Raw genomic sequence first — 21,755 nt, 5'->3', positions numbered from 1 at the left:
TTTGCGGTGGGTGGACTCAGGTCGGAGGATCCGGGGCGTGACCTCTCCCCTCGAACTGCCCGCGTCCTTTGTCAGCAGGCCCGCGACCGTCGCCGACGTCGGCGCCATCCACCAACTGGTCCGGGCAGTTGAGCTCGATCTGGTCGGGCAGGAGGAAACCGGGGCGGACGCGATCGAGGCTTCGTTGACGCGACCTGGGTTCGACGCTTCGGCCGACTCGCTTGTCGTCGTCGATGAGAACGGCGAGCTCGCCGGGTGGGCCTGGGTGAACCGGGGCCGGCGGTCGCAGGTCGACGTACACCCGGACTTCCGCGGCCGCGGTGTCGGTACGGCGCTGGTCGGGTGGGTCGAGCTGCGGGCCAAGGACGTCGGGGTCGAGTGGGTCTCGCAGACCGTCGACGACCTCGACGTGGCCGGGACCGAGCTGCTGCGCGCCCGTGGGTACGAGGTGCTGGCGACGAACTGGTTGCTCGAAATGGCCGTTGCGGACGGACAACCCGCGGTCCCGGACGGGATCGTGATCCGGCCGTTCCAGCCGGGCGACGAGCAGGCCGTGTACCAGGTGATCCAGGACGCGTTCGACGACTGGCAGCCGCGCCGTAAGGAGTACGAGGAGTGGGCCCGGATGACGATCGAGCGGGCCAGCTTCGCGCCCGGGATCTCGCCGGTCGCGATCGCGGGTGACGAGGTGGTCGGCGCGGTGCTCTGCCTCGATCTTCCTGGCGCGACGGAGGGGTACGTGGACGAGCTCGCCGTTCGCAAGGATCAGCGGGGCCGTGGAGTCGCGCGGGCGTTGCTCGCCGCCGCCGCGGAAGGGATCCGGCGGCAGGGCCTGGACACGGTGACACTGTGGACGCATTCGGGGACGGGCGCGCTCGCGATGTACGAGCGGCTCGGGATGCGGGTCCGGCGCAGCACCACCGTGTACCGCGTCCGGACCTGACGATCACCAGTTCGTGACGAGCTGGTGACTCGCGGCGATGGCGCGCGTCCCACCCGCCGCATCCGCCGCCGCATCCGCCGCCGAGTCTGCCGCCGCACTTTGAGGGGTTAACCCCTGAGATGCAGGGTTGACCCCCCGAAATTCGGTGGGCCAACCCGCAACCTGGCAGGCCAACCCCTCAAAGTGCGCGGGCCGGCAGGCACATGGCCGGGTCGGCGAGGTGCGTGGCGGGGGCGGCAGCCGCGTGGCCAGGTCGGCGAGGTGCGTGGCCAGGGCAAGTGCGTGGCCGGGGAGGTGCGTGGGTGAGGCGGGGCGGGGTCGGCGTACACGCCGGTGACCGACGCGGAGAGTACGGGCCCCAGCACCTATCCTTCGCGTATGTCTGAACCAGGGGTGCACAGCGGGCCGGGGCCGTTGTTCGCGATCGGTGGCGCCGAGGACAAGCTGAAGAAGCGCACGGTGCTGCAGGAGTTCGTGGAGGCGGCCGGTGGGGCCCGGGCCCGGATCGCGGTCGTGCCGACGGCGTCGTCGCTCGGGCCCGACGTGGTCGACGTGTACTCCGCCCTGTTCGCCGCACTCGGCGCCGAGACCGTGGTCGGGGTCCGGCCGGAGACGCGCGAAGACGCCGACGACCCGGCGTTCGTCGAGCCGCTGGCCAGCGCGACCGGGATCTTCATGACCGGCGGCAACCAGCTCAAGCTGAGTGGCGTGGTCACCGGGACGGCGTTCGGCCGGGCCGTGACCGCGGCGCACGCGCGGGGTGCCGCCGTCGGTGGGACGTCGGCGGGCGCGAGCATCCTGGCCGAGCACATGATCGCGTTCGGGCGGTCCGGGGCGACGCCGCGGCAGCGGATGAGCCAGCTGGCCGGCGGACTCGGGCTGGTCCAGGGCGCGATCGTCGACCAGCACTTCGCCCAGCGGAACCGGTACGGCCGGTTGCTGTCGCTGGTCGCGCAGTCCCCGGGGCTGCTCGGGATCGGCGTGGACGAGGACACCGCCGCCGTGGTCCGCGGCACCCATCTGGAGGTGGTCGGCCGCGGCGCGGTGACGATCTTCGACGGCAGCCGGATCACCTCGAACGCCCACCACGCCAAGCGATCCGAGGCGTTGCTCGCGTCCGGGGTGGTGCTGCACGTCCTGCCGGCCACGGCGACGTTCGACCTGAAGGCGCGCGCCCTGCTGTCGTACGGGCCGCAACCGCCGGCCGAGGAGATCGCCGAGATGCAGGCGGCCGGCGCGGATCTGCGCAAGCTGGCCAGGGAGATCGCGGCGGAGGGGGTGTCGCCGCGGTACTACGCCGAGCGCAAGCGCCGGGCCGGCAAGCGGGTCGCCCAGACCAGCAGACGTGCGGCGGCGGCCGAGTCCAGACCGGAGGCGACCGAGCCCCTGCGCCCGGGCGCCGAACCCAGCCGACCAGAACACGAGCCGGCCTCCGGGCCGGACAGCCAGCCGCAACCAGACAGTGGGACCGTATGACCGACACCGCCTCGACCCCGCCCCAGGGCGCCCCCAGCCCGGACCTGAAGATCATCGAGACCCGCGTCTACCGCGGGCCGAACGTCTGGAGTTACGACCCGGCCATCCACCTGGTGGTCGACCTGGGATCGCTGGAGAGCTTCCCGTCCAACACCATCCCCGGTTTCACCGAGCGGTTGCTCGCGGACCTGCCCCGGCTCGACCAGCACCACTGCTCGCGCGGCCGCAAGGGCGGGTTCATCGAGCGCCTGCACGAGGGGACCTGGCTCGGCCACATCGCCGAGCACGTCGCCCTGCAGCTGCAGCAGGAGGCCGGCCACGACATGCGGCGCGGCAAGACCCGCCAGGTCAAGGGTGTGCCCGGCCGGTACAACATCACCTACGCGTACGCCGACGAGGCGGTCGGCCTGGCCGCCGGCGAGCTCGCGGTCCGGTTCGTCAACCACCTGGTCCAGCCGGACCCGGACTTCGACTTCACCACCGAGCTCGAGCGCTTCATCAAGCAGGCCGAGCGAACCGCGTTCGGGCCGTCCACGCAGGCGATCGTGGACGAGGCGGTGTCCCGCGACATCCCCTGGATCCGGCTGAACAAGGCCAGCCTGGTCCAGCTCGGCCAGGGCGTGTACGCGAAGCGGATCCGGGCCACGATGACGTCCGAGACCGGCTCGATCGCGGTCGACGTGGCCAGCGACAAGGACCTGACCACCCGGCTGCTCGCGTCCGCTGGTCTGCCGGTCCCGCGCTCCGACTCGGTCCGGACGGTCGACGAAGCCGTCACGGTCGCGAACAAGATCGGGTACCCGGTGGTCTGCAAGCCGCTCGACGGCAACCACGGCCGCGGGGTCTGCCTGGACCTGCAGGACGCGGACGCGGTCCGGGCGGCGTTCCCGATCGCGGCCGAGCAGTCCCGCCGGGGCTGGGTGATCGTGGAGAACTTCGTCACCGGCAAGGACTACCGCTGCCTGATCATCAACGGCCGGATGGAGGCCATCGCCGAGCGGGTCCCCGCGCACGTGGTCGGCGACGGAGTACACACGATCGCCGAACTGGTCGACATCACCAACGCTGATCCGCGTCGCGGCGTCGGCCACGAGAAGATCCTGACCCGGATCACCCTCAACAACGCGGCCCGTGAACTCGTCCGCGGCCAGGGCTTCGAGCTGGACGACGTGCCGCCCGAGGACGTGATGGTCAAGCTCACCCTGACCGGCAACATGTCGACCGGTGGCATCTCGATCGACCGGACCCTCGAGGCGCACCCGGAGAACGTCGAGATCGCCGAGGAGGCGGCCCGGATGATCGGGCTCGACATCGCCGGCATCGACTTCATCTGCCCGGACATCACCCAGCCGGTCCGGGAGACCGGCGGCGCGATCTGCGAGGTGAACGCGGCCCCCGGGTTCCGGATGCACACCAACCCGACGGTCGGCGAACCGCAGTACATCGCCAAGCCGGTGGTGGACATGCTGTTCCCGCCGGGGGCGAAGAGCCGGATCCCGATCGTCGCGGTGACCGGGACGAACGGCAAGACCACCACCGCGCGGATGATCAGCCACGTCCTCAAGGGTCTGGGCCGCAAGGTCGGGATGACCTCGACCGACGGCATCGTGATCGACGAGCGGTTGGTGATCCGGTCCGACGCGTCCGGCCCGAAGTCGGCCCGGATGGTGCTGCAGAACCCGCGCGTCGACTTCGCCGTGTTCGAGGTCGCCCGCGGCGGGATCCTGCGGGAGGGACTCGGGTACGAGCGCAACGACGTCGCCGTGGTGCTGAACATCCAGCCCGACCACCTCGGTCTGCGCGGTGTGGACACGCTGGAGCAGCTCGCCGACGTGAAGGCCGTCCTGGTCGAGGCGGTACCGCGGGACGGGTTCGCCGTGCTCAACGCGGACGACCCGCTGGTCCGCAAGATGCGCCGGCGCTGCTCGGGTCAGGTGGTCTGGTTCAGCATGGCCGAGGCGGGCAGCGAGGTCCGCGACTACATCGAGGGGCACTGCCGGCGCGGCGGCCGGGCGGTCGTGCTGGAGCGGTCCGAGCTGGGCGACATGATCGTGATGAAGCACGGCACCCGGTCGATGCAGCTGGTCTGGACACACTTGCTGCCGGCAACGTTCGGCGGCCGGGCCACGATGAACGTGCAGAACGTGATGGCCGCCGCGGCCGCCGCGTTCGCCGCCGGTGCGCCGCTGCATGACATCCGGCAGGGCCTGCGCACGTTCAACACCTCGTACTACCTGTCGCCCGGCCGGCTGAACGAGCTGGAGGTGGACGGCCGGCACGTGATCGTCGACTACTGCCACAACGCGCCGGCGATGCGGATGCTCGGCGACTTCGTGGACAAGCTCGGCGAGAGCCTCGGCGCCTCCTCCGAGGCGGGCCGGCCGTCGCGGATCGGCGTGATCGCGACCGCGGGTGACCGGCGGGACGACGACATGCGCGAGCTCGGCGACGTGGCCGCACGGCACTTCGACGTGATCGTGGTCCGCGAGGACGTCCGGCTGCGCGGACGCAAGCGGGGCGAGTCGGCGGAGCTCATCACCGAAGGTATCCGGGCCGCGATGGCCGACGGTGCACGGTGCCGCTCGGTCGAGACGGTGCTGGAGGAGTTGTCCGCGGTGCAGCACGCACTCGGCCGCTCGAACCCCGGCGACCTGGTCGTGCTCTGCGTTGACCAGCACCAGTCCGTCCTGGCGGAGCTGGAGTCGGTGTCGCACCTGGCCCAGGCTGGTTCGCGGTCCGGCGACGAAGGCGGCGACCCGGACTTCGTCAAGCCCGACGAGGAACCTGACGACGCAGCCGAATGACGGGTGGGTGAGCGGGGACACACCGGTGCCCCCGCTCCCCCGGAACTCGGACCGGCCGCGCCTCGTTGGCCAGTCCGTGAAGAAGACGTTGCTGCTGGCGTGTTTCGCCGTCGCCCTGCCCCTGCTGGTGTCCTGCGGTTCCGGGGAGGACAAGACGGCTCCGGCGGCCGAGACCGTCGCGGCCAAGCCGACGGTGATCGTCGAGGACGCCTGGGTGCGGGCCACGGTCGGCGCCAAGGACACCTCGATGACGGCCGCGTTCATGTCGCTGACGAATCCGAGCGGCGCGGACATCAAGTTGACCTCGGCAACCTCTCCGGTGGCCGGGATGGTCCAGCTGCACGAGATGGCGATGCGGGACGGCAAGATGGTGATGCAGGAGAAGGCCGGCGGGATCACCGTGCCGAAGGAGTCGCACACGCACCTCAAGCCGAGCGGCGACCACGTGATGCTGATGCAGCTCGGCAAGGCGCTGAAGCCCGGTGACGAGGTGCCGCTGACGCTGACGTTCTCCGACGGGACCTCACACGACCTGACCGTCCCGGTGAAGAACTTCACCGAGGAAGAGGAGCACTACCACCCGTCCGAAACCCCCACCCCGGCCCCTTGACCGAGCAGACCGGCCCGAGCCGTCGCCGGCTGTTCGGGTACGCCGGGGCCGCGGTCGCCGGTGCGGTCGTGGCGGGCGGCGCGACGGCCGCCGGATTGCGGGCTGAGGGCAACGATCCCGTCGAGGCCGGGCAGACCCGCGACCTCACGCCGTACGGCGACCACCAGCCCGCCATCGCGGCCGCACCTCCCAAGCACGCGGAGCTCGTCGCGCTCAACCTGCTCGGTGGTTCGGATCGGGCCGCGCTCGGCCGGCTGATGCGGCTGTGGACCGCCGACATCGTCGCCCTGACCGCGGGCCGCCCGGCTCCCGGTGACACGGCACCCGAGCTGGCGGTACCGAACGCCGCCCTCACCGTCACGGTCGGATTCGGTCCTCGGGTCTTCACGTTGCCCGGGCTCACGACCGCCAAGCCACCGGGATTCGCCGAGCTTCCCGTGATGAAGCACGACCGGTTGCAGCCCGGCTGGTCCGGTGGGGACCTGCTCGTCCTGGTCGGCGCCGACGACCCGGTCTCGGTCGTTCACGCGGTTCGGCGGCTGGTCGCGGACGCGGCGCCGTTCGCCGAACCCACCTGGCGGCAGAGCGGCTTCTGGAACGGCACCGGCCCCGACGGACGACCCGTCACCGGCCGGAATCTCTTCGGCCAGGTGGACGGCACCGGCAACCCGGCACCGGGTACGCCGGACTTCGACGCGACCGTCTGGGCCGAGGGGCCGGAGTGGTTCCGTGGTGGGACGACGCTCGTGGTCCGGCGGATCATGATGAACCTCGACACCTGGGACGAGCTGACCAGGTCCGAACAGGAACGCGCCGTCGGCCGCAAGCTGTCCACGGGCGCTCCGCTGACCGGTACAGCCGAGCACGACGACCTCGATCTGGACGCCCGTGACGCCGACGGCCGGCTGGTGATCGCCGGGAACGCGCACTCGCGGCTCTCCCACCCCAGCGAGAACGACGGCCGGCGGATCTTCCGGAAAGGCCTGAACTACGTGCGGGACACGGGCGCCGTCCGCGAGAGCGGTCTCGTCTTCCTCAGCTACCAGGCGGACGTCTCCGGCCAGTTCCTGCCGTTGCTGGCCAGGCTCGACGCGGCCGACGCCCTGAACGAGTGGACCACCACGATCGGCTCGGCCGTCTTCGCGATCCCGCCGGGCTTCCGCGAAGGTGGCTGGCTCGCCGAGAGCCTGCTGCGCTGAACCGGGTCAGCTCACCGGCTGCCGGCGGCTGAGCAGGCGTCGGGGCTGCTCCTGCTGGTCGATCCAGTCCAGGTCGTCGGAGAGGACGGCATCGTTGCCGCGCTCGGCGTACGGGTCGGGCGGGGGCGGCGGAGGCGGCAGGGCGCGGAGTTTGAGGGCCGTCATCGGGATCGCGAGCAGCACGCCCAGCACCAGCCACGGCCAGTACTCGCGGAGCAGCGGCTCGAACGCCTGGAAGAACGCGTGCGTCCCCTGGTCGGCGACCTCGTTCACCGGGCCGCCCATCGATCCCGCGATCGCCCGCACGCCCTGGACCACGCCGAAGCCCAGCAGGTACGCCCCGGCGACGAACGGCCAGAAGGACGCCGACCGCCACCCGCGGCGCCAGCAGCAGATGTAGAGCAGCAGCGCGAGTCCGGCACCGACGAGCAGCCCGTTGAGCTGCCAGAGCCACCGCCAGTCCTCGAGCCGGGCGGCCGGGCGCAGGGCGTACCAGGCGACCGGGACCGCCAGCGCGAGGGCGGCCATCACGGTGCTCCGGGTGCCGAGCGCGCCGCAGAACCCGCCGACGACGCTTGCCACCAGCAACGTGATCAGCAGGTCGCGCTGGTCGAGCGAGTGGCCGCTCCACCACCAGGTGCCGGCGGCAACCACCAGGACGAGCGGCACGGTCACCCGCAACCGGGCGGCCAGCAGGCCAGCGGCCACTCCCCCGGCGAACCCGCCCAGGACGAGCAGGTCCACCCGGGACCCGGTGGCCGGGACCAGCGTGCCGGCGTCACCCGGCAGCCGGTCCAGGTAGGTCGCGGCGAAGCCGGCCACGAACCAGGCGATCACCGCCGCCGGGATCCTCCACAGATAGCGCATGACACCCCGCTTTCCCGAAGAAAGCCGTCACCCCCGGTCCGGGGTGGGCCGGGGGTCAGTGCTGTGCCCGCTCGACCTTGCCTCGCAAGATCTCCGGGGTATCGACGGTAGCCCCCTCGGACCGCAACCAGTCGTCAAGACGCGCCCGATCCTGCAGAACCATGATCGCGACCACGTCGCCCGGACCCGCCTCGGCGACCAGCGCCTTGGCCGCGTCCAGCTCGCTCGGGTACGACGGAACGTCGTCGACGCCGACCGACCGGGTGCCCTCGCGGAACACCTCGTCCAGCTCGGACGGCGGCCGGCCGCGCAGATAGGTGTCCTTGTGCCCGATCACCACCCGGTCCGCGCCGCGGGCTCCGATCGCGCCCATCGCGGTGACCATCTCGTCGGACCGGTCGCCGGGTGAGCCGAGGGCGAGCAGCAACCGGGATCCCTCCGGCCGAACGCCCTCCATGATCTCCAGCAGCGCCTCGAGCCCGGCCTCGTTGTGGGCCAGGTCGATCACGACGGTGAAGTCGCGGACCGTGTACATGTTCATCCGGCCCGGGTTGTCCTCGTTCGGCGCGAAGCTGGTCAGGCCCTCGATCACGGCGGCCCGCGGCAGGCCGAGACCGAGCGCGGCGGAGGCGGCGGCGAGCGCGTTCTCCACGTTGTAGTGCGACAGCCCGGACAGTGTCATCGGGACGTCGACCACCTTGACCAGCGGCTCCGCGTCGGTCGCCTGGTCGAGCACGGTGATGAACCCGTCCAGCACCGTCGTCGCCCGGCCGCCCTCGTCCAGGACGGTCCGGATCGACGGCGAGTCGGGATCGCGGGAGAACACCCAGCACTTGGCCGGCGATCCGAGCCGCATCGCGAACGTCCGCGGGTCGTCGCCGTTCACCACGCACCAGCCGCGCGGCCGGGTGATGTGGGTGATCACGGCCTTCACCTCGGCCAGCTGGTCGACGGTGTCGATCCCGCCGAGGCCGAGGTGGTCCGCGGTGACGTTGGTGACGACCGACACGTCGTTGTACGCGACCCCGACGCCACGTCGCAGGATGCCGCCGCGCGCGGTCTCGGTGACGGCCAGCTGGATCCCCGGCTGCGAGAGCACCTGACCGGCGCCGCTCGGGCCGGAGAAGTCGCCGTACTTGACCAGCTCGCCGTCGAAGTACACGCCGTCGGTGCTGGACCAGCCGACGTGCAGGCCGGCGGCGCGGCCGATGTGCGCGATCATCCGCGAGGTCGTGGTCTTCCCGTTCGTCCCGGTGACGGCGACGACCGGGACCTTCGGCCGCAGCGTCGGCGGCGGATCACCGGCCGGTTCGTTGCGGACCCGGTCGCCGACGCGGCCGACCAGGTCGGCGAGGTCGGATGCCGGCTCCTGCGGGTCGAACGCGTCGAGCACCTCGACGATCGCGGCGCCCAGGGCGCGGGCGCGGTTCTCGTGGGCCCACGGGTACGCGACGACCAGGCGGTGTACGTCCGCCTCGGCGCGGACGCGGACGCCGATCCGGCCGATCCCGGCCTCCCGGGCGATCCGCCGGACCACGTGACCGGCGACCCGGATCGCGAACCGCTGCCGGAACCCGGACCCGATCCGGCCCGGCCGCGTCGTGCCCAGACCGAGCGCCGACGCGTACGCCTTCGCCTGCGGGGCCGGTGCGTCGACGAGCGCGGTCAGGTCGAGGGTGAGCTTGACCGCGGCCCGGCTGAAGTACAGGTTGGCCCCGTCCAGGACCCGGAGCTCCACCAACGAGGTCATCTACGCACCCATCGCGTGGTAGCCGCCGTCGACGTGCACGATCTCGCCGGTGGTGGACGGGAAGTAGTCGCTCAGCAGGCCGACGATGGTGCGGCCGGTCGGCTCCAGGTCGGACGGGTCCCAGCCCAGCGGGGCCCGGTCCAGCCACGGCTCCTCGAACTTCTCGAAGCCCGGGATCGCCTTCGCCGCCAGCGTCTTCAGCGGGCCGGCCGAGACCAGGTTGCAGCGGATCCCCCGCGGCCCGAGATCGCGGGCGAGGTACCGCGAGGTGGACTCCAGCGCCGCCTTGGCCACGCCCATCCAGTCGTAGCCCGGCCAGGCCACGGTCGCGTCGAAGGTCAGGCCGACGACGCTGCTCCCCCGGCCCATCAACGGCGCACAGGTCACCGCGAGCGCCTTCAGGCTGTACGCCGAGACGTGCACGGCCCGGGACACGTCGTCCCACGGTCCGTCCAGGAACTTGCCGCCAAGGATCGTCTCGGGGTTCCCGTACGCGATCGAGTGGACCACCCCGTCCAGGCCGTCGACGTGTTCGCGGATCTTGTCCGGCAGCGCGGCCAGGTGCTCCGGATCGGTCACGTCCAGCTCGAGCACCGGTGGTTCGACCGGAAGCCGGCCGGCGATCCGCCGGGTGATGCCGAGCGCGCGGCCGAAGTTGGAGATCAGCACGGTGGCGCCCTGTTCCTGCGCCACCTTGGCCGTCGCGAACCCGATCGAGGAGTCGAGCGTGACTCCGGCGACCAGGATCCGCTTGCCGTCGAGGATGCCCACCGGCGTCCCTTTCTCAGAAGATGGTGGTGGTGATGATCAGTTGCCCATACCGATGCCGCCGTCGACCGGGATCACCGCGCCGGTGATGTAGCCGGCCTCGTCGGACGAGATCCAGCGGACCGCGTTCGCGATCTCCTCGGTCAGCCCGAACCGGCCGAGCGGGATCTGGCCGAGGTACTGCTTCTGCGTCTCCTCCGGCAGCACCGCGGTCATGTCGGTCTCGACGAACCCGGGCGCGACCACGTTCGCGGTGATGCCTCGGCTGCCGAGCTCGCGGGCCATCGACCGGGCCATCCCGACCAGGCCGGACTTGCTGGCCGCGTAGTTCACCTGGCCGGGCGAACCGAGCAGGCCGACGACCGAGGAGATGAACACGATCCGGCCCTTGCGCATCCGCAGCATCCCCTTGGCCGCGCGCCGGGCGACCCGGAACGAGCCGCTCAGGTTGGTCTGGATGACCGCGTCCCAGTCCTCGTCGGACATCCGCAGCAACAGCGTGTCCTTGGTGATCCCGGCGTTCGCGACCAGCACCTCGACCGGGCCGTGCTCGGCCTGGATCGTCTCGAAGGCGGCCTCGACCTGCTCGGTGTCGGTGACGTCGCACTTCACCGCGAGGAAGCCGGGTGGCGGCTCGGTGCTGTTGTAGGTGATGGCGACCTTGTCACCGGCCGCCTTGAAAGCGCCGGCGATGGCCAGGCCGATCCCCCGGCTGCCGCCGGTGACCAGTACCGATCTCGACACGTCTGCGTCTCCTCACCTGTTCGGGAACGGCAGAACGCTATCGCCCGGCCCCACCGGTCCCGCGAACCGGGCGGGTCCGGGCGGTTCGCGCCGGGCGGCTCAGGCGTCCTCGAGGCGGAATCCGACCTTGAGGCCGACCTGGTAGTGGTCGATCTCGTTGTCGACGATGTGGCCCCGGACCTGGGTCACCTCGAACCAGTCCAGGTGCCGCAGGGTCTCGCCGGCCCGGCTGATCGCGTTCTTGATCGCCTGGTCGACGCCGTCCTTCGACGTGCCGACGATCTCGGTCACGCGGTAGGTGCGATCTGTCATCGTCGTTCCCTTCGTAGGTGGCTGCGGCAACGCTGGCGTTCCGGCGTACCGTTGTCTATTGGTGAGGAGGATAGATGCAGCGACGACATGAGCGGGACGCCGAAACGGTCATCTCGGTGACCAGTGCGCAGCCCGGCCGCTCCGAGGATCTGGACAGCCGCATCGTCCGGTACGCCTGGATGATGTCGCTGCGGATCGTCTGCTTCGTGCTGGCGGTGCTGACGCCGTCGCCGTGGCGGTGGATGTTCATCGTCGGGGCGGTGTTCCTGCCCTCGGTCGCGGTGGTGCTGGCGAACGCGCACAAGACCCGGAAGCTGTCCGCCGGCGAGGCCTTCGTGGCCCCGGACCGGCCGCAGTTGCAGGGTCCGGCCGGGCCGGTCGTCTCCGGCGATCCGGGGCCGGGATCCGACACCAAAAAGTGATCCACGCCGGGACTGGATTCTCACGAGGGATTCGTGTCAGAATCTCCCGCGTGCTCTGAAGTTCACGGATGGAATTCAGAGACTTGATGCGGCGTCGGACGGCTCCCCCCGTGGCTGTCCGACGTCGCTTCATTTGTGCCAGGGTAATGATTATTGAGTGGTCAGGAACAATTGCTGTCCGCGCAATTGAGGATGCAGGAGACGTCCACCGATGACCGACGAAGCGCTGTCGACCGTGTGCTCTGCAAAGGGATGCGGCGCCCCGGCGCAGTGGGCGCTGCGCTGGAACAACCCGAAGATCCACACCGAGGATCGGCGCAAGACCTGGCTGGCCTGTGACGAGCACAAGGACAGCCTCGGCGACTTCCTGACGCGGCGTTCTTTCCTGCGCGAGGTGGAGCCTTTCAGCGGTTGAGAACAACCGTGGCGAAGGTAACGAGCGAAAAAGTAAATTTCCTGTTCAGATTCGCCCGGCGGACTGGGAACCTGCGCCCTTTCCTGCTCGGGGAGTTCAGGTAGATCCGCGCGTTCGTCCCGGGTCAGCCACCGATCGCCGACATCGGCCGGGCCGGCTGCAGGAAACTCGGGTCCGCGATGCCGTGCCCCGGCAACTTCCCGCGCATCGCCTTCCGCCAGCGGTCCGCGAGGTCCTCGTCGCTCGCGCCGTCCCGCAGCGCCGTCCGCAGATCCGACTCGGTCCGCGCGAACAGACAATCCCGGACCTGACCGTCGGCCGTCAGCCGGACCCGGTCGCAGTCACCGCAGAACGGCCGGGTGACGCTGGCGATGATCCCGACGGTCTGCGGACCACCCTGGACCGTGAAGGACTCGGCCGGCGCACTTCCGCGGGCCGCCGCGTCCGTCGGGGCCAGACCGAACCGGTCGCCGAGTAGCGCGAGGATCTCGTCCGCGGTGACCATCGTGGCCCGGTTCCAGCCGTGCTGCGCGTCCAGCGGCATCTGCTCGATGAAGCGCAGCTCGTACCCGTGGTCCAGGCAGAACTGCAGCAGTTCGGGCGCCTGGTCGTCGTTCAGCCCGCGCATCAGCACCGCATTGACCTTGACCGGGGTCAGACCGGCCGCCTGCGCCGCCTCCAGCCCGGCCAGGACGTCCTTCAGCCGGTCCCGGCGGGTCAGTTGCTGGAAGGTGTCCGGGCGGATCGTGTCGAGGCTGACGTTGACCCGGTCCAGCCCGGCCGCGGCGAGTGCCTCGGCCTGCCGGGCGAGCCCGATGCCGTTGGTCGTCAGCGACACCTGCGGGCGCGGCTCGAGCGCGGTGGTGCGGTCGACGATGCCGACCAGGCCGCGGCGCAGCAGCGGTTCGCCGCCGGTGAAGCGGATCTCGTCGACGCCGAGCCGGGTCACCGCGACGGTGACCAGGCGGACGATCTCGTCGTCGGTGAGCAGCTCGGGTTTGGCCAGCCAGTCCAGGCCTTCCTCGGGCATGCAGTACGTGCAGCGCAGGTTGCACCGGTCCGTCAGGGAGACCCTGAGGTCGGTGGCGACCCTGCCGTAGTTGTCCGCCAGGCCCGGCTGCGTGGTGGTCCTCACCTTGTCCAGCGTACGTGGCCGGGGCGGGCGAGGGCGCTGTGTTTCACGTCATGGCTTAAGTTCGAAGCGTGCGTCGTTTGCTCAACACCCGCTGGATCGGGACCGCGCTCGTCATTCTGGTGCTGTCGGTGGCCTGCGTGCAGCTCGGTCGCTGGCAACTGCATCGCCTGGACGAGCGGACGGCGCGCAACCACGTGACCACGAGCAACCTGGCCGCCGCGCCGACCGGTCTGGACCAGATCGTCGGGCCGGACCGGGTGGTCGGTCAGCAGCACGACTGGCGGACCGCGGTGGTCACCGGCCGGTACGACGCGACCAAACAGGTGGTCGTGCGGTACCGGAACGTGAACGACAAGCCGGGTTTCGAGATCGTCACCCCCCTCGTCCTGGCCGACGGCTCCGCGATCCTCGTCGATCGCGGTTTCCTGCCCCGCGAAGGCGGCAAGCTCGCACCGGCCACCGTCCCCCCGGTACCGGCGGGCGAGGTGACCGTCACGGGCCGCCTGCGCCGCAGCGAACACGGCGGCCACACCAGCGGTGGTACGCCGGTCGACGGCACCGCCCGGCTCATCAACGGGCCGGAGTACGCCCCGGTGCTCGGGCTGAAGCTGTACGACGGGTACCTGACCGTGGACCACCAGGAGCCGGCCGCGGATCCGGCCTTCGGTGGATTCCCCGGTCCCGAGATCGATTCCGGGCCACACTTCTTCTACGCGCTGCAATGGTTCTTCTTCGCCCTCCTGGCCATTGGCGGCTTGGTGTATTTCTCCAGACAGGACGTGCGCGGTGACGACTCCGGCGACGAAGGTGAAGAAGGCGAAGACGATCCCGAACCGGTCCCGGCCGGACCGGCGGATCGAGGACTACGCGCTGATCGGGGACCTGCAGACGGCGGCCCTGGTCGGGACTGACGGCTCGATCGACTGGCTCTGCTTCCCCCGGTTCGACTCCCCCGCGTGTTTCGCCGCGCTGCTCGGCGACGACGGCAACGGGCACTGGCGGATCGCGCCGCGGGACGCCGACGCGACCAGCAACCGGCACTACCGCGAGGGCACGCTGGTCCTGGAGACCGAGTGGTCCACGGCGAGCGGCTCGGTCCGGGTGATCGACTTCATGCCGTTGCGGGGCGCCGCGCCCGACCTGGTCCGGATCGTCCAGGGCATCAGCGGCACCGTCTCGATGCGCTCCGAGATCCGGCTCCGGTTCGACTACGGCCACGTGGTGCCCTGGGTCCGGCACCTGGACGGACGGGTGGTCGCGATCGCGGGCCCGGACGCGGTCTCGCTGCGCAGCGACATCCACCAGTACGGCCGCGACTTCGCCACGTACGGCGACTTCGAGATCAGCCCGGGTGAGACCGCCTGGTTCGTGCTGACCTGGCATCCCTCGCACGAGCCGGTGCCGAAGCCGCCCGACGCGCTCGCCTCGCTCGCGCCGACCGAGCGGTTCTGGACCGAGTGGATCGCGCAGGCGACCGACTCCGGCGACCTGGCCGAGGAGGTCACCCGATCCCTGCTCACGCTCAAGGCGCTCACCTACGCCCCGTCCGGCGGGATCGTCGCCGCTCCGACCACGTCGCTGCCCGAGTCGCTCGGCGGACCACGGAACTGGGACTACCGGTACTGCTGGTTGCGCGACGCAACGATGGCGCTGGCGGCGATGCTCCGGTTCGGGTACTCCGACGAGGCGCACGCCTGGCGGAACTGGCTGCTCCGGGCGATCGCCGGTTCGCCCGAGGACCTGCAGATCATGTACGGCGTGACGGGTGAGCGCCGGCTGTCCGAGTTCGAGGCGCCGTGGTTGCCCGGGTTCGCCGGCTCGTCCCCGGTACGGATCGGGAACGCGGCCGCCGAGCAGCTGCAGATCGACGTGTACGGCGAGGTGATGGACGTGCTCGCGCTGGCCCGGGAGAGCGTGATCGGGCCGAGCGACGACGCGTGGGCGTTGCAACGCGGGCTGATGCAGCACCTCGACACGGTCTGGTCGGAACCCGACGAGGGGATCTGGGAGGTCCGCGGCGACCGCCAGCACTTCACGTACTCGAAGGTGATGGCCTGGGTCGCGTACGACCGGGCCGCCCGCGCGGTCGAGCGGTTCGGGATGAGCGGGCCGGCCAAGCGCTGGCGGGCGACCTGCAACCAGCTGCACCAGCAGATCTGTACCGAGGCGTTCGACACCGACCGCAACACGTTCACCCAGGCGTACGGCAGCAAGGCGCTCGACGCCGCGGTCCTGCTGATCCCCCAGGTCGGGTTCCTGCCGGCCGACGATGCGCGCGTGGTCGGCACGGTCGACGCGATCCAGCGCGAGCTGTCGGTCGACGGGTTCGTCCAGCGGTACCTGACCGACACGGTGGACGACGGGCTGTCGTCCGGTGAGGGCTCGTTCCTGATCTGCAGCTTCTGGCTGGCCGACGCGCTCGCGCTGATCGGCCGGATCGGCGAGGCGCGCAACCTGTACGCGAAGCTGGTTGCCCTCCGCAATGACGTGGGCCTGCTCGCGGAGGAGTACGACCCGACGAACAAGCGGATGCTGGGGAACTTCCCGCAGGCCTTCTCGCACCTCGGCCTGGTCAACACCGCCTGGCACCTGAACGCCGCCGAACCAGGAAGCGCGCTCCGCCCGTCCGCGTACTGACGCTCTCGGTCAGGTCTGATCCGGGCGGCCGCCGGCGAGCCATCCGTCGCAGAGGGCGACCCAGCCCGCGATCAGCTCCGCGTCGGTGAGCCCGAGGGGTGGCGCGCCCAGGGTCCAGGTGGAGCGGCGGGCGTTGACCATCGCCCCGAGCAGGTGCACCGCGAGCCCGTCCACGAACCGGGGTTCGGCGGTCGGCCGGGCAGCGGACAGCCAGGCCGTCAGCAGGTTCCGCATGGTGCGGTACCCCGCGTCCGACACCCCGGCCCGGAATCGATCGCGGAGCGCCGGCAACCGGTGCCCGTTCCGCTCCAGGACCAGAGTGATGAGCTGCTGCCGGTCCATCTCGGCCAGGATCAGCGCGCCGACCTCGCCCGTACTCGCGACCGGCCGCTCGCCGTCGCCCTGGTACTGCAAGCCGGCGGCCGCCACCGATTGCAGGTGCGCCTCGACGGCGGCTTCGAGCAGGGCGTCCTTGCTCGCGAAGTGCCGGTACATCGCGCCCCGCCGCGGGACCAGACCGGCCGCCTCCTCGATGTCGCCGACCCTCACCGAGTGGAAGTCGTGCTCGGCGAACAGCCGGAGGCCGGCCGTCAGCAGCCGGTCGCGCGTCTTGCCGACGGCCGGACCGGTGAGTCTGTCAGGCATCCGCGCATCCCCTTGTCGACGCTGTAATCCGTGGATTACATTACACGTAATCCACGGATTACAGAGGAGTCGGTGATGGAGAGGAAGTCCCGGCAGCTCGGCGACACCACGCTCGAGTACGTCGACACCGGAACGGGTGACCGCCCGGTGGTGTTCTTGCACGGCGCCCTGATGGACGAGCGGCTCTGGGAGCCCGTGGTGGAGTTGCTGCGCCCGCACCTGCGCTGCATCGTCCCCGTGCTGCCACTGGGCGCGCATCGACTCCCCAGGCCGGAAGGAGCCGATCAGAGCCCCGCCGCCGTTGCCCGGTTGGTGGGTGAGCTCATCCGGTCCTTGGGGCTTCGCGAGGTGACGCTGGTGGGCAACGACACCGGCGGTGCGCTGGCTCAGCTGCTGGTGGCCGAGCAACCGGACCTGGTCGATCGACTCGTACTGGTGTCATCCGACGCGTTCGAGAACTTCCCGCCCGGTCTTCCTGGCCGGACGATGGCGATCGCGAGTGCCGTACCGGGCGGTCTGCGGATGGCGATGGCCACGCTGCGGATCCCGGCTCTGAGGCGCTTGCCGATGACGTTCGGATGGATGGCGAAGCGGCCGATCGACGCCGCGGTCTTCGGCGCGTGGCTGGCCGCGTTCGGCGCCGACGGCCGGGTCCGGCGCGATGTGATCAGGATGATGAAGGCGGTCGACCGGCGGCAGCTCGTCGACGCTGTCGAGCGGCTGCATCGCTTCGAGGGCGGGGCGCTCATCGTCTGGGCCGCCGAGGACCGGGTGATGCCCGTCGAGCACGCCGAGCGTCTCTCGCGGGCGCTCAGGAATTCCGAGGTGAAGCTCGTCGACGACTCGTACACGCTCGTGCCGCTGGACCAGCCCGATCACCTTGCGGCGCTGATCGCCGACTTCGTCACGTCAGCCTCGCGATCAGCGCAAGTGCCGGTCGAGGAATCTGCTCCGGCGAAGCCGATCCATCGATGAGCCGGATGGGTGCCGACAACTGGCGAGGGTTCGCGCCGAGGCGGCGTCGGCCGGCTCACCACGGGAGACACTCGGCCCGGCGTGCGCGGCGGCGCGCGGGCACGCAGTACGGCAGGATGGGGCCGTGGACCTCGGACTTCGCGATCGCACCTACATCGTCACCGGCGCCAGCGGCGGCCTCGGCCTCGCCACGGCGCGCGTTCTCGCCGAAGAGGGCGCCCGGCTGGTGATCTCCAGCCGCAACGAGGAGTCGATCGCGAGAGCCGCCGCCGAACTCGGCGAGAACGTCGTCGGCATCCCGGTCGACAACGCCGACCCGGAAAGCGCCGAACGCCTCGCCGCGACCGCGGTCGCCAAATGGGGTGCCCTCCACGGCGCCCTGATCAGCGTCGGCGGCCCGCGCCCCGGTACGGTCCTCGACTCCGAAGAGGACGACTGGCGAGCAGCCTTCGACAGCGTCTTCCTCGGCGGCCTCCGCATCGCCCGCTCGGTAGCCCGCTCCGGCTCGGACGGCACCTCCATCGCCTTCGTGCTGTCGTCGTCGGTGAAGGCGCCGCTGAACAATCTCGCCATCTCCAACGGCCTGCGTCCAGGGCTCGCGATGGTCGCCAAGAACCTCGCCGACGAGCTGGGCCCGAACGGCATCCGCGTCAACGGCCTCCTGCCCGGGCGTATCGCCACCGATCGGGTCCGGGAGCTCGACCGCAAAGCCGGCGACCCGGAATCCGCACGGCGCGCTGCGGAGAAGCTGATCCCGCTGAGGCGCTACGGCACGCCGGAAGAGTTCGGGCGGGTGGCGGCGTTCGTGCTGTCGCCGGCAGCCTCCTTCGTCACCGGCACGATGATCCCGGTCGACGGCGGCTACCTCCGCGCCCTCTGAACCCCAGCGCGACCACCAACGAACGCCGTCCCTCCCGCCGGCACCACCGCGCACCTCGGTACCAACGCGCAGCACCGAGTTCCGGCCTCACGACGCCGAACGAGCTGACCACGCCGAACTCAGGACAAGATCCGGGGACCTGGCACACCAGCACACCCTGTCCCAGGTCCCGACTGCGTGTCCTCCCCCAGCTACCCGGGACCTCGGACAGGGTTTGGGGAGCTTGCTAGTCGCGCGGCCTGTCCCGGTCCTTCGACGGCTGGACGCGTTTCGGTTCGCCTGGCATTTTCGGGTACTCCGGTGGGTACGGGAGGTCGCCTTCGCCGTGGTCGCGCTCTTGCTTGGCCGACAGCTCCAGCAGGGACTCCAGGGAGAACGCCTTCTCCCCCACCGCCGCATGCAGGTCGCCCACCTCGGCAAACCGCGCAGGCATCGTCAGCACGTCGAAGTCGTCCGGCACCACGTCGCCAACCTCTTCCCACCGCAGCGGCGCCGACACCCGCGCTCGCGCGTTCGGGCGGACCGAGTACGCCGAGGCGATCGTCCGGTCGCGGGCCATCTGGTTGAAGTCGATGAAGACGCGTTCGCCGCGTTCCTCCTTCCACCAGTTGACGGTGACCTGGTCCGGCATCCGGCGGGCGAGTTCGCGGCCCAGTGCGATCACGGCGCGGCGGGCTTCGACGAAGTTCCACCGCGGCTCGATCGGGACGTACACGTGCAGCCCGCGACCGCCCGAGGTCTTCGGGTACCCCTCGAGGCCGTGCTCGGCGAGGAGTTCGCGCAGGACCGGTGCCGCCTCGGCCGCGTTCTTGAAGTCCGTCCCGGGTTGGGGGTCGAGGTCGATCCGGAGCTGGTCCGGGAAGTCGACGTTGGGGCGGCGGACCGGCCACGGGTGGAAGGTGAGGGTGCCGAGGTTGACCGCCCAGGCGACGACGGCCAGCTCGGTCGGGCAGACCTCGTCGGCGGGGCGGCCGCTCGGGAAGGTGATGGTGGCGGTCTCGACCCAGTCGGGGGCGCCCTTGGCGACGCGCTTCTGGTAGAACGCGTCGCCGCGGTTGTCCATCCGGGTGGACAGCTTCGCGCCCTCGAACCAGCCGCCGGGCCAGCGCTCGAGCGTGGTCGGCCGGTCCCGGAGGGCGCCGAGGATGCCGTCGCCGACCGCGACGAAGTAGTTCACGATGTCCAGCTTGGTCAGGCCGCGGTCGGCGAAGTACGGCTTGTCGGGGTTGCTCACCCGTACCGTCCGCCCCGCGATCTCCAGCTCGATTGCCTTGGTCGCCGCCATGCTCGCGAACCTACCGCCCGGCACCGGCCAAGTCCGCCGGCAGCGCGCGGGAAAGCGAACTTTTCGCAACCCCTGGCCACCCTTGGTGACTGAGCGGTAACGTTCCAGCACCTCGTTCCTGGGGCGTGAGGCCCCCGGGACACTGCTTGAAGGAGCGCGAGGATGAACAGATCCGCCCTGCTCGCCGCTGCCACCGCAGTGGCGACCGTCACCGCCCTCGGTCTGGGGACCTCCACCGCCACCGGAGCCCCGAAGGCCGATCCCGCCCCCGCCCCGGCCGCCGCGGCCGCCCAGGTGAAGGCCGCGATCGCGGACCATCTCGGCACGCTGCGCGCGACCGGCGCCGACGCGTTCGCGGTCCGCGACGTGATCGTCGACGCGGACGGCACCAGCCATGTCCGGATGGACCGCAGTATCGGCGGCCTGAAGGTCCTCGGCGGCGACGTCGTCGTGCACCAGGCCAAGGACGGCGCCTGGAAGGGCGTCAGCCAGACCCTGACCCGGTCCGCGAACGTCGGCCGGACGCCGAAGGTCAGCATCGCCGGCGCCACCGCGAAGGGACTGGCCGGAGGGCACAAGGCCGAGGGGAAGCCGGCGCTGGTGATCGAGGCGCGCAAGGGCGCCCCGAGGCTCGCCTACCTGGTCGAGTCCGCCGGGACCCAGGCCGACGGCACCCCGAGCCACGTCAGCACCACGATCGACGCGCTGACCGGCGCGAAGCTGATCAGCGAGCAGCACATCCACACCGCCACCGGCGACGGCAAGAGCCTGTACAGCGGCACGGTCCCGCTGGACACCAGTACGGCGACCGGCGGGTTCACGCTCACCGACAGCGTTCGCGGCGGTGGCTGGACCACCGACGCGAACAACAAGACCGACTCGATCCTGTGCCAGCTGTTCGGGATCGGCTGCCCGGCCGCGACCCGGTTCACCGACGCGGACAACCACTGGGGTACCGGGACGACGGCCGACCGCGCCTCCGCGGCCGTGGACGCCCACTACGGCGCCGCGAAGACGTTCGACTACTACAAGTCGACCCACGGCCGGAACGGGATCTTCAACGACGGCAAGGGCGTCCAGAGCCGGGTGCACTACGGCACCAACTACGTGAACGCGTTCTGGGACGGCACCAAGATGACCTACGGCGACGGCGACAACGTCGTGGCGGGTCCGCTGGTCTCGATCGACGTGGCCGGTCACGAGATGTCCCACGGTGTCACCACCGCGACCGCGAACCTCACCTACTCCGGTGAGTCCGGCGGCCTGAACGAGGCGACCAGCGACATCTTCGGCACCCTGGTCGAGTTCTACGCCAACAACACCAACGACCCGGGCGACTACTACATCGGCGAGGAGATCATGAAGGACCGCCCGGCGCTGCGGTTCATGGACAAGCCGAGCAAGGACGGCAGCTCCAAGGACTGCTGGTACTCCGGGATCGGCAACATCGACGTGCACTACTCGTCCGGGGTCGCCAACCACTTCGCGTACCTGCTCGCCGAGGGCAGCGGCGCGAAGACGATCGGCGGGCTGCCGCACAACTCGTCGACCTGCAACGGCACCACCGTCGGCGGCATCGGCAAGGACAAGGTCGGCAAGATCTGGTACCGCGCGCTGACCACGTACTTCACCACCGGCACCACCTACGCGCAGGCCCGGACCGCGACGCTGAACGCGGCCACCGACCTGTACGGCGCGGCCAGCCCGGAGCGGGCGGCCGTGGCCGCGGCCTGGTCCGCGGTGAGCGTGAACTGAGCCGCAACAGCGGTTGATCCGCGACCTGATCGCGATCAGCCGCTCGTTGGGTACTTCGCCGGTCCTGTCCCACTGGGGCGGACAGGACCGGCGATCAAACGTTTGGGCCGTTGCCTGCCCCCGGCGGCAGACT

20 protein-coding genes are annotated in these 21,755 nt (G+C 70.7%); 12 read left to right on the top strand and 8 right to left on the bottom strand.

The features are described from left to right. Window positions 1–37 precede the first annotated feature (37 nt). From FB561_RS25075 to FB561_RS25055, 5 genes are all read left to right on the top strand, one after another. Entirely contained in the window at window positions 38–943 is a 906-nt protein-coding gene (locus tag FB561_RS25075; RefSeq protein WP_145810859.1) for a GNAT family N-acetyltransferase, read from the top strand. A gap of 378 nt (window positions 944–1,321) precedes the next feature. Then, complete coding sequence (locus FB561_RS25070) at window positions 1,322–2,419, top strand: cyanophycinase (RefSeq protein WP_145810857.1); 1,098 nt, start codon at window positions 1,322–1,324, stop codon at window positions 2,417–2,419. Next, window positions 2,416–5,223, top strand: coding sequence for a cyanophycin synthetase (gene cphA, locus FB561_RS25065; protein ID WP_145810855.1), 2,808 nt, complete (start codon window positions 2,416–2,418; stop codon window positions 5,221–5,223). The genes FB561_RS25070 and cphA overlap by 4 nt, the downstream gene beginning before the upstream one ends. A 76-nt stretch (window positions 5,224–5,299) precedes the next feature. Further along, window positions 5,300–5,833: a copper chaperone PCu(A)C gene (locus FB561_RS25060; RefSeq protein ID WP_145810853.1), complete on the top strand. Its 534-nt coding sequence runs from the start codon at window positions 5,300–5,302 to the stop codon at window positions 5,831–5,833. After that, complete coding sequence (locus FB561_RS25055) at window positions 5,830–7,032, top strand: Dyp-type peroxidase (protein WP_145810851.1); 1,203 nt, start codon at window positions 5,830–5,832, stop codon at window positions 7,030–7,032. Before FB561_RS25060 ends, FB561_RS25055 begins: the two co-directional genes overlap by 4 nt. 6 nt (window positions 7,033–7,038) lie before the next feature. On the opposite strand, the gene FB561_RS25050 is transcribed toward FB561_RS25055, so the two are convergent. From FB561_RS25050 to FB561_RS25030, 5 genes are all read right to left on the bottom strand, one after another. Further along, on the bottom strand, window positions 7,039–7,899 hold the full coding sequence (locus FB561_RS25050) for a hypothetical protein (RefSeq protein WP_145810849.1): 861 nt from the start codon (window positions 7,897–7,899) through the stop codon (window positions 7,039–7,041). 55 nt (window positions 7,900–7,954) lie between these two features. Further along, complete coding sequence (locus tag FB561_RS25045; protein ID WP_145810847.1) at window positions 7,955–9,649, bottom strand: Mur ligase family protein; 1,695 nt, start codon at window positions 9,647–9,649, stop codon at window positions 7,955–7,957. Continuing rightward, on the bottom strand, window positions 9,650–10,420 hold the full coding sequence (gene fabI / locus FB561_RS25040) for an enoyl-ACP reductase FabI (protein WP_145810845.1): 771 nt from the start codon (window positions 10,418–10,420) through the stop codon (window positions 9,650–9,652). A gap of 36 nt (window positions 10,421–10,456) precedes the next feature. Further along, complete coding sequence (gene fabG, locus FB561_RS25035; protein WP_145810842.1) at window positions 10,457–11,161, bottom strand: 3-oxoacyl-[acyl-carrier-protein] reductase; 705 nt, start codon at window positions 11,159–11,161, stop codon at window positions 10,457–10,459. A gap of 99 nt (window positions 11,162–11,260) precedes the next feature. Continuing rightward, entirely contained in the window at window positions 11,261–11,473 is a 213-nt protein-coding gene (locus tag FB561_RS25030) for a dodecin (protein WP_145810840.1), read from the bottom strand. 74 nt (window positions 11,474–11,547) lie between these two features. Here FB561_RS25030 and FB561_RS25025 point away from each other — a divergent pair, with 74 nt between their 5' ends. Both FB561_RS25025 and FB561_RS25020 read left to right on the top strand, forming a co-directional pair. Then, window positions 11,548–11,895, top strand: coding sequence for a DUF3099 domain-containing protein (locus FB561_RS25025; RefSeq protein ID WP_145810838.1), 348 nt, complete (start codon window positions 11,548–11,550; stop codon window positions 11,893–11,895). Window positions 11,896–12,106: 211 nt separating this feature from the next. Next, window positions 12,107–12,310 (top strand): hypothetical protein, encoded by a 204-nt coding sequence (locus tag FB561_RS25020; protein WP_145810836.1) that lies wholly within the window; start codon window positions 12,107–12,109, stop codon window positions 12,308–12,310. A 124-nt stretch (window positions 12,311–12,434) separates the two neighbouring features. On the opposite strand, the gene moaA is transcribed toward FB561_RS25020, so the two are convergent. Continuing rightward, on the bottom strand, window positions 12,435–13,445 hold the full coding sequence (moaA, locus tag FB561_RS25015; RefSeq protein WP_145810834.1) for a GTP 3',8-cyclase MoaA: 1,011 nt from the start codon (window positions 13,443–13,445) through the stop codon (window positions 12,435–12,437). Window positions 13,446–13,513: 68 nt separating this feature from the next. On the opposite strand from moaA, the gene FB561_RS25010 reads away from it, so the two are divergent. Next, window positions 13,514–14,356, top strand: coding sequence for an SURF1 family cytochrome oxidase biogenesis protein (locus FB561_RS25010; RefSeq protein ID WP_238335043.1), 843 nt, complete (start codon window positions 13,514–13,516; stop codon window positions 14,354–14,356). Beyond that, window positions 14,253–16,082, top strand: a complete 1,830-nt coding sequence (locus FB561_RS25005) for a glycoside hydrolase family 15 protein (RefSeq protein WP_238335200.1) — start codon at window positions 14,253–14,255, stop codon at window positions 16,080–16,082. Before FB561_RS25010 ends, FB561_RS25005 begins: the two co-directional genes overlap by 104 nt. A 9-nt stretch (window positions 16,083–16,091) precedes the next feature. Here the strand turns inward: FB561_RS25005 and FB561_RS25000 are convergent, their stop codons facing one another. Beyond that, window positions 16,092–16,727, bottom strand: coding sequence for a TetR/AcrR family transcriptional regulator (locus FB561_RS25000; RefSeq protein ID WP_145810832.1), 636 nt, complete (start codon window positions 16,725–16,727; stop codon window positions 16,092–16,094). 30 nt (window positions 16,728–16,757) lie between these two features. Here FB561_RS25000 and FB561_RS24995 point away from each other — a divergent pair, with 30 nt between their 5' ends. Both FB561_RS24995 and FB561_RS24990 read left to right on the top strand, forming a co-directional pair. Then, window positions 16,758–17,702, top strand: a complete 945-nt coding sequence (locus FB561_RS24995; RefSeq protein ID WP_202880730.1) for an alpha/beta fold hydrolase — start codon at window positions 16,758–16,760, stop codon at window positions 17,700–17,702. Window positions 17,703–17,826: 124 nt separating this feature from the next. Further along, the gene (locus FB561_RS24990) at window positions 17,827–18,582 is read left to right on the top strand and encodes an SDR family oxidoreductase (RefSeq protein WP_145810830.1); all 756 of its coding nucleotides are present in this window, start codon (window positions 17,827–17,829) and stop codon (window positions 18,580–18,582) included. Between the two features lie 226 nt (window positions 18,583–18,808). Here the strand turns inward: FB561_RS24990 and ligD are convergent, their stop codons facing one another. Continuing rightward, complete coding sequence (ligD, locus tag FB561_RS24985) at window positions 18,809–19,867, bottom strand: non-homologous end-joining DNA ligase (protein ID WP_145810828.1); 1,059 nt, start codon at window positions 19,865–19,867, stop codon at window positions 18,809–18,811. Between the two features lie 162 nt (window positions 19,868–20,029). On the opposite strand from ligD, the gene FB561_RS24980 reads away from it, so the two are divergent. Further along, on the top strand, window positions 20,030–21,622 hold the full coding sequence (locus FB561_RS24980; RefSeq protein ID WP_145810826.1) for a M4 family metallopeptidase: 1,593 nt from the start codon (window positions 20,030–20,032) through the stop codon (window positions 21,620–21,622). Window positions 21,623–21,755: the final 133 nt, after the last annotated feature.

Source organism: Kribbella amoyensis (genome assembly GCF_007828865.1).
GTDB lineage: Bacteria > Actinomycetota > Actinomycetes > Propionibacteriales > Kribbellaceae > Kribbella > Kribbella amoyensis.
This window is presented reverse-complemented; position numbering and strand designations above follow the sequence as displayed.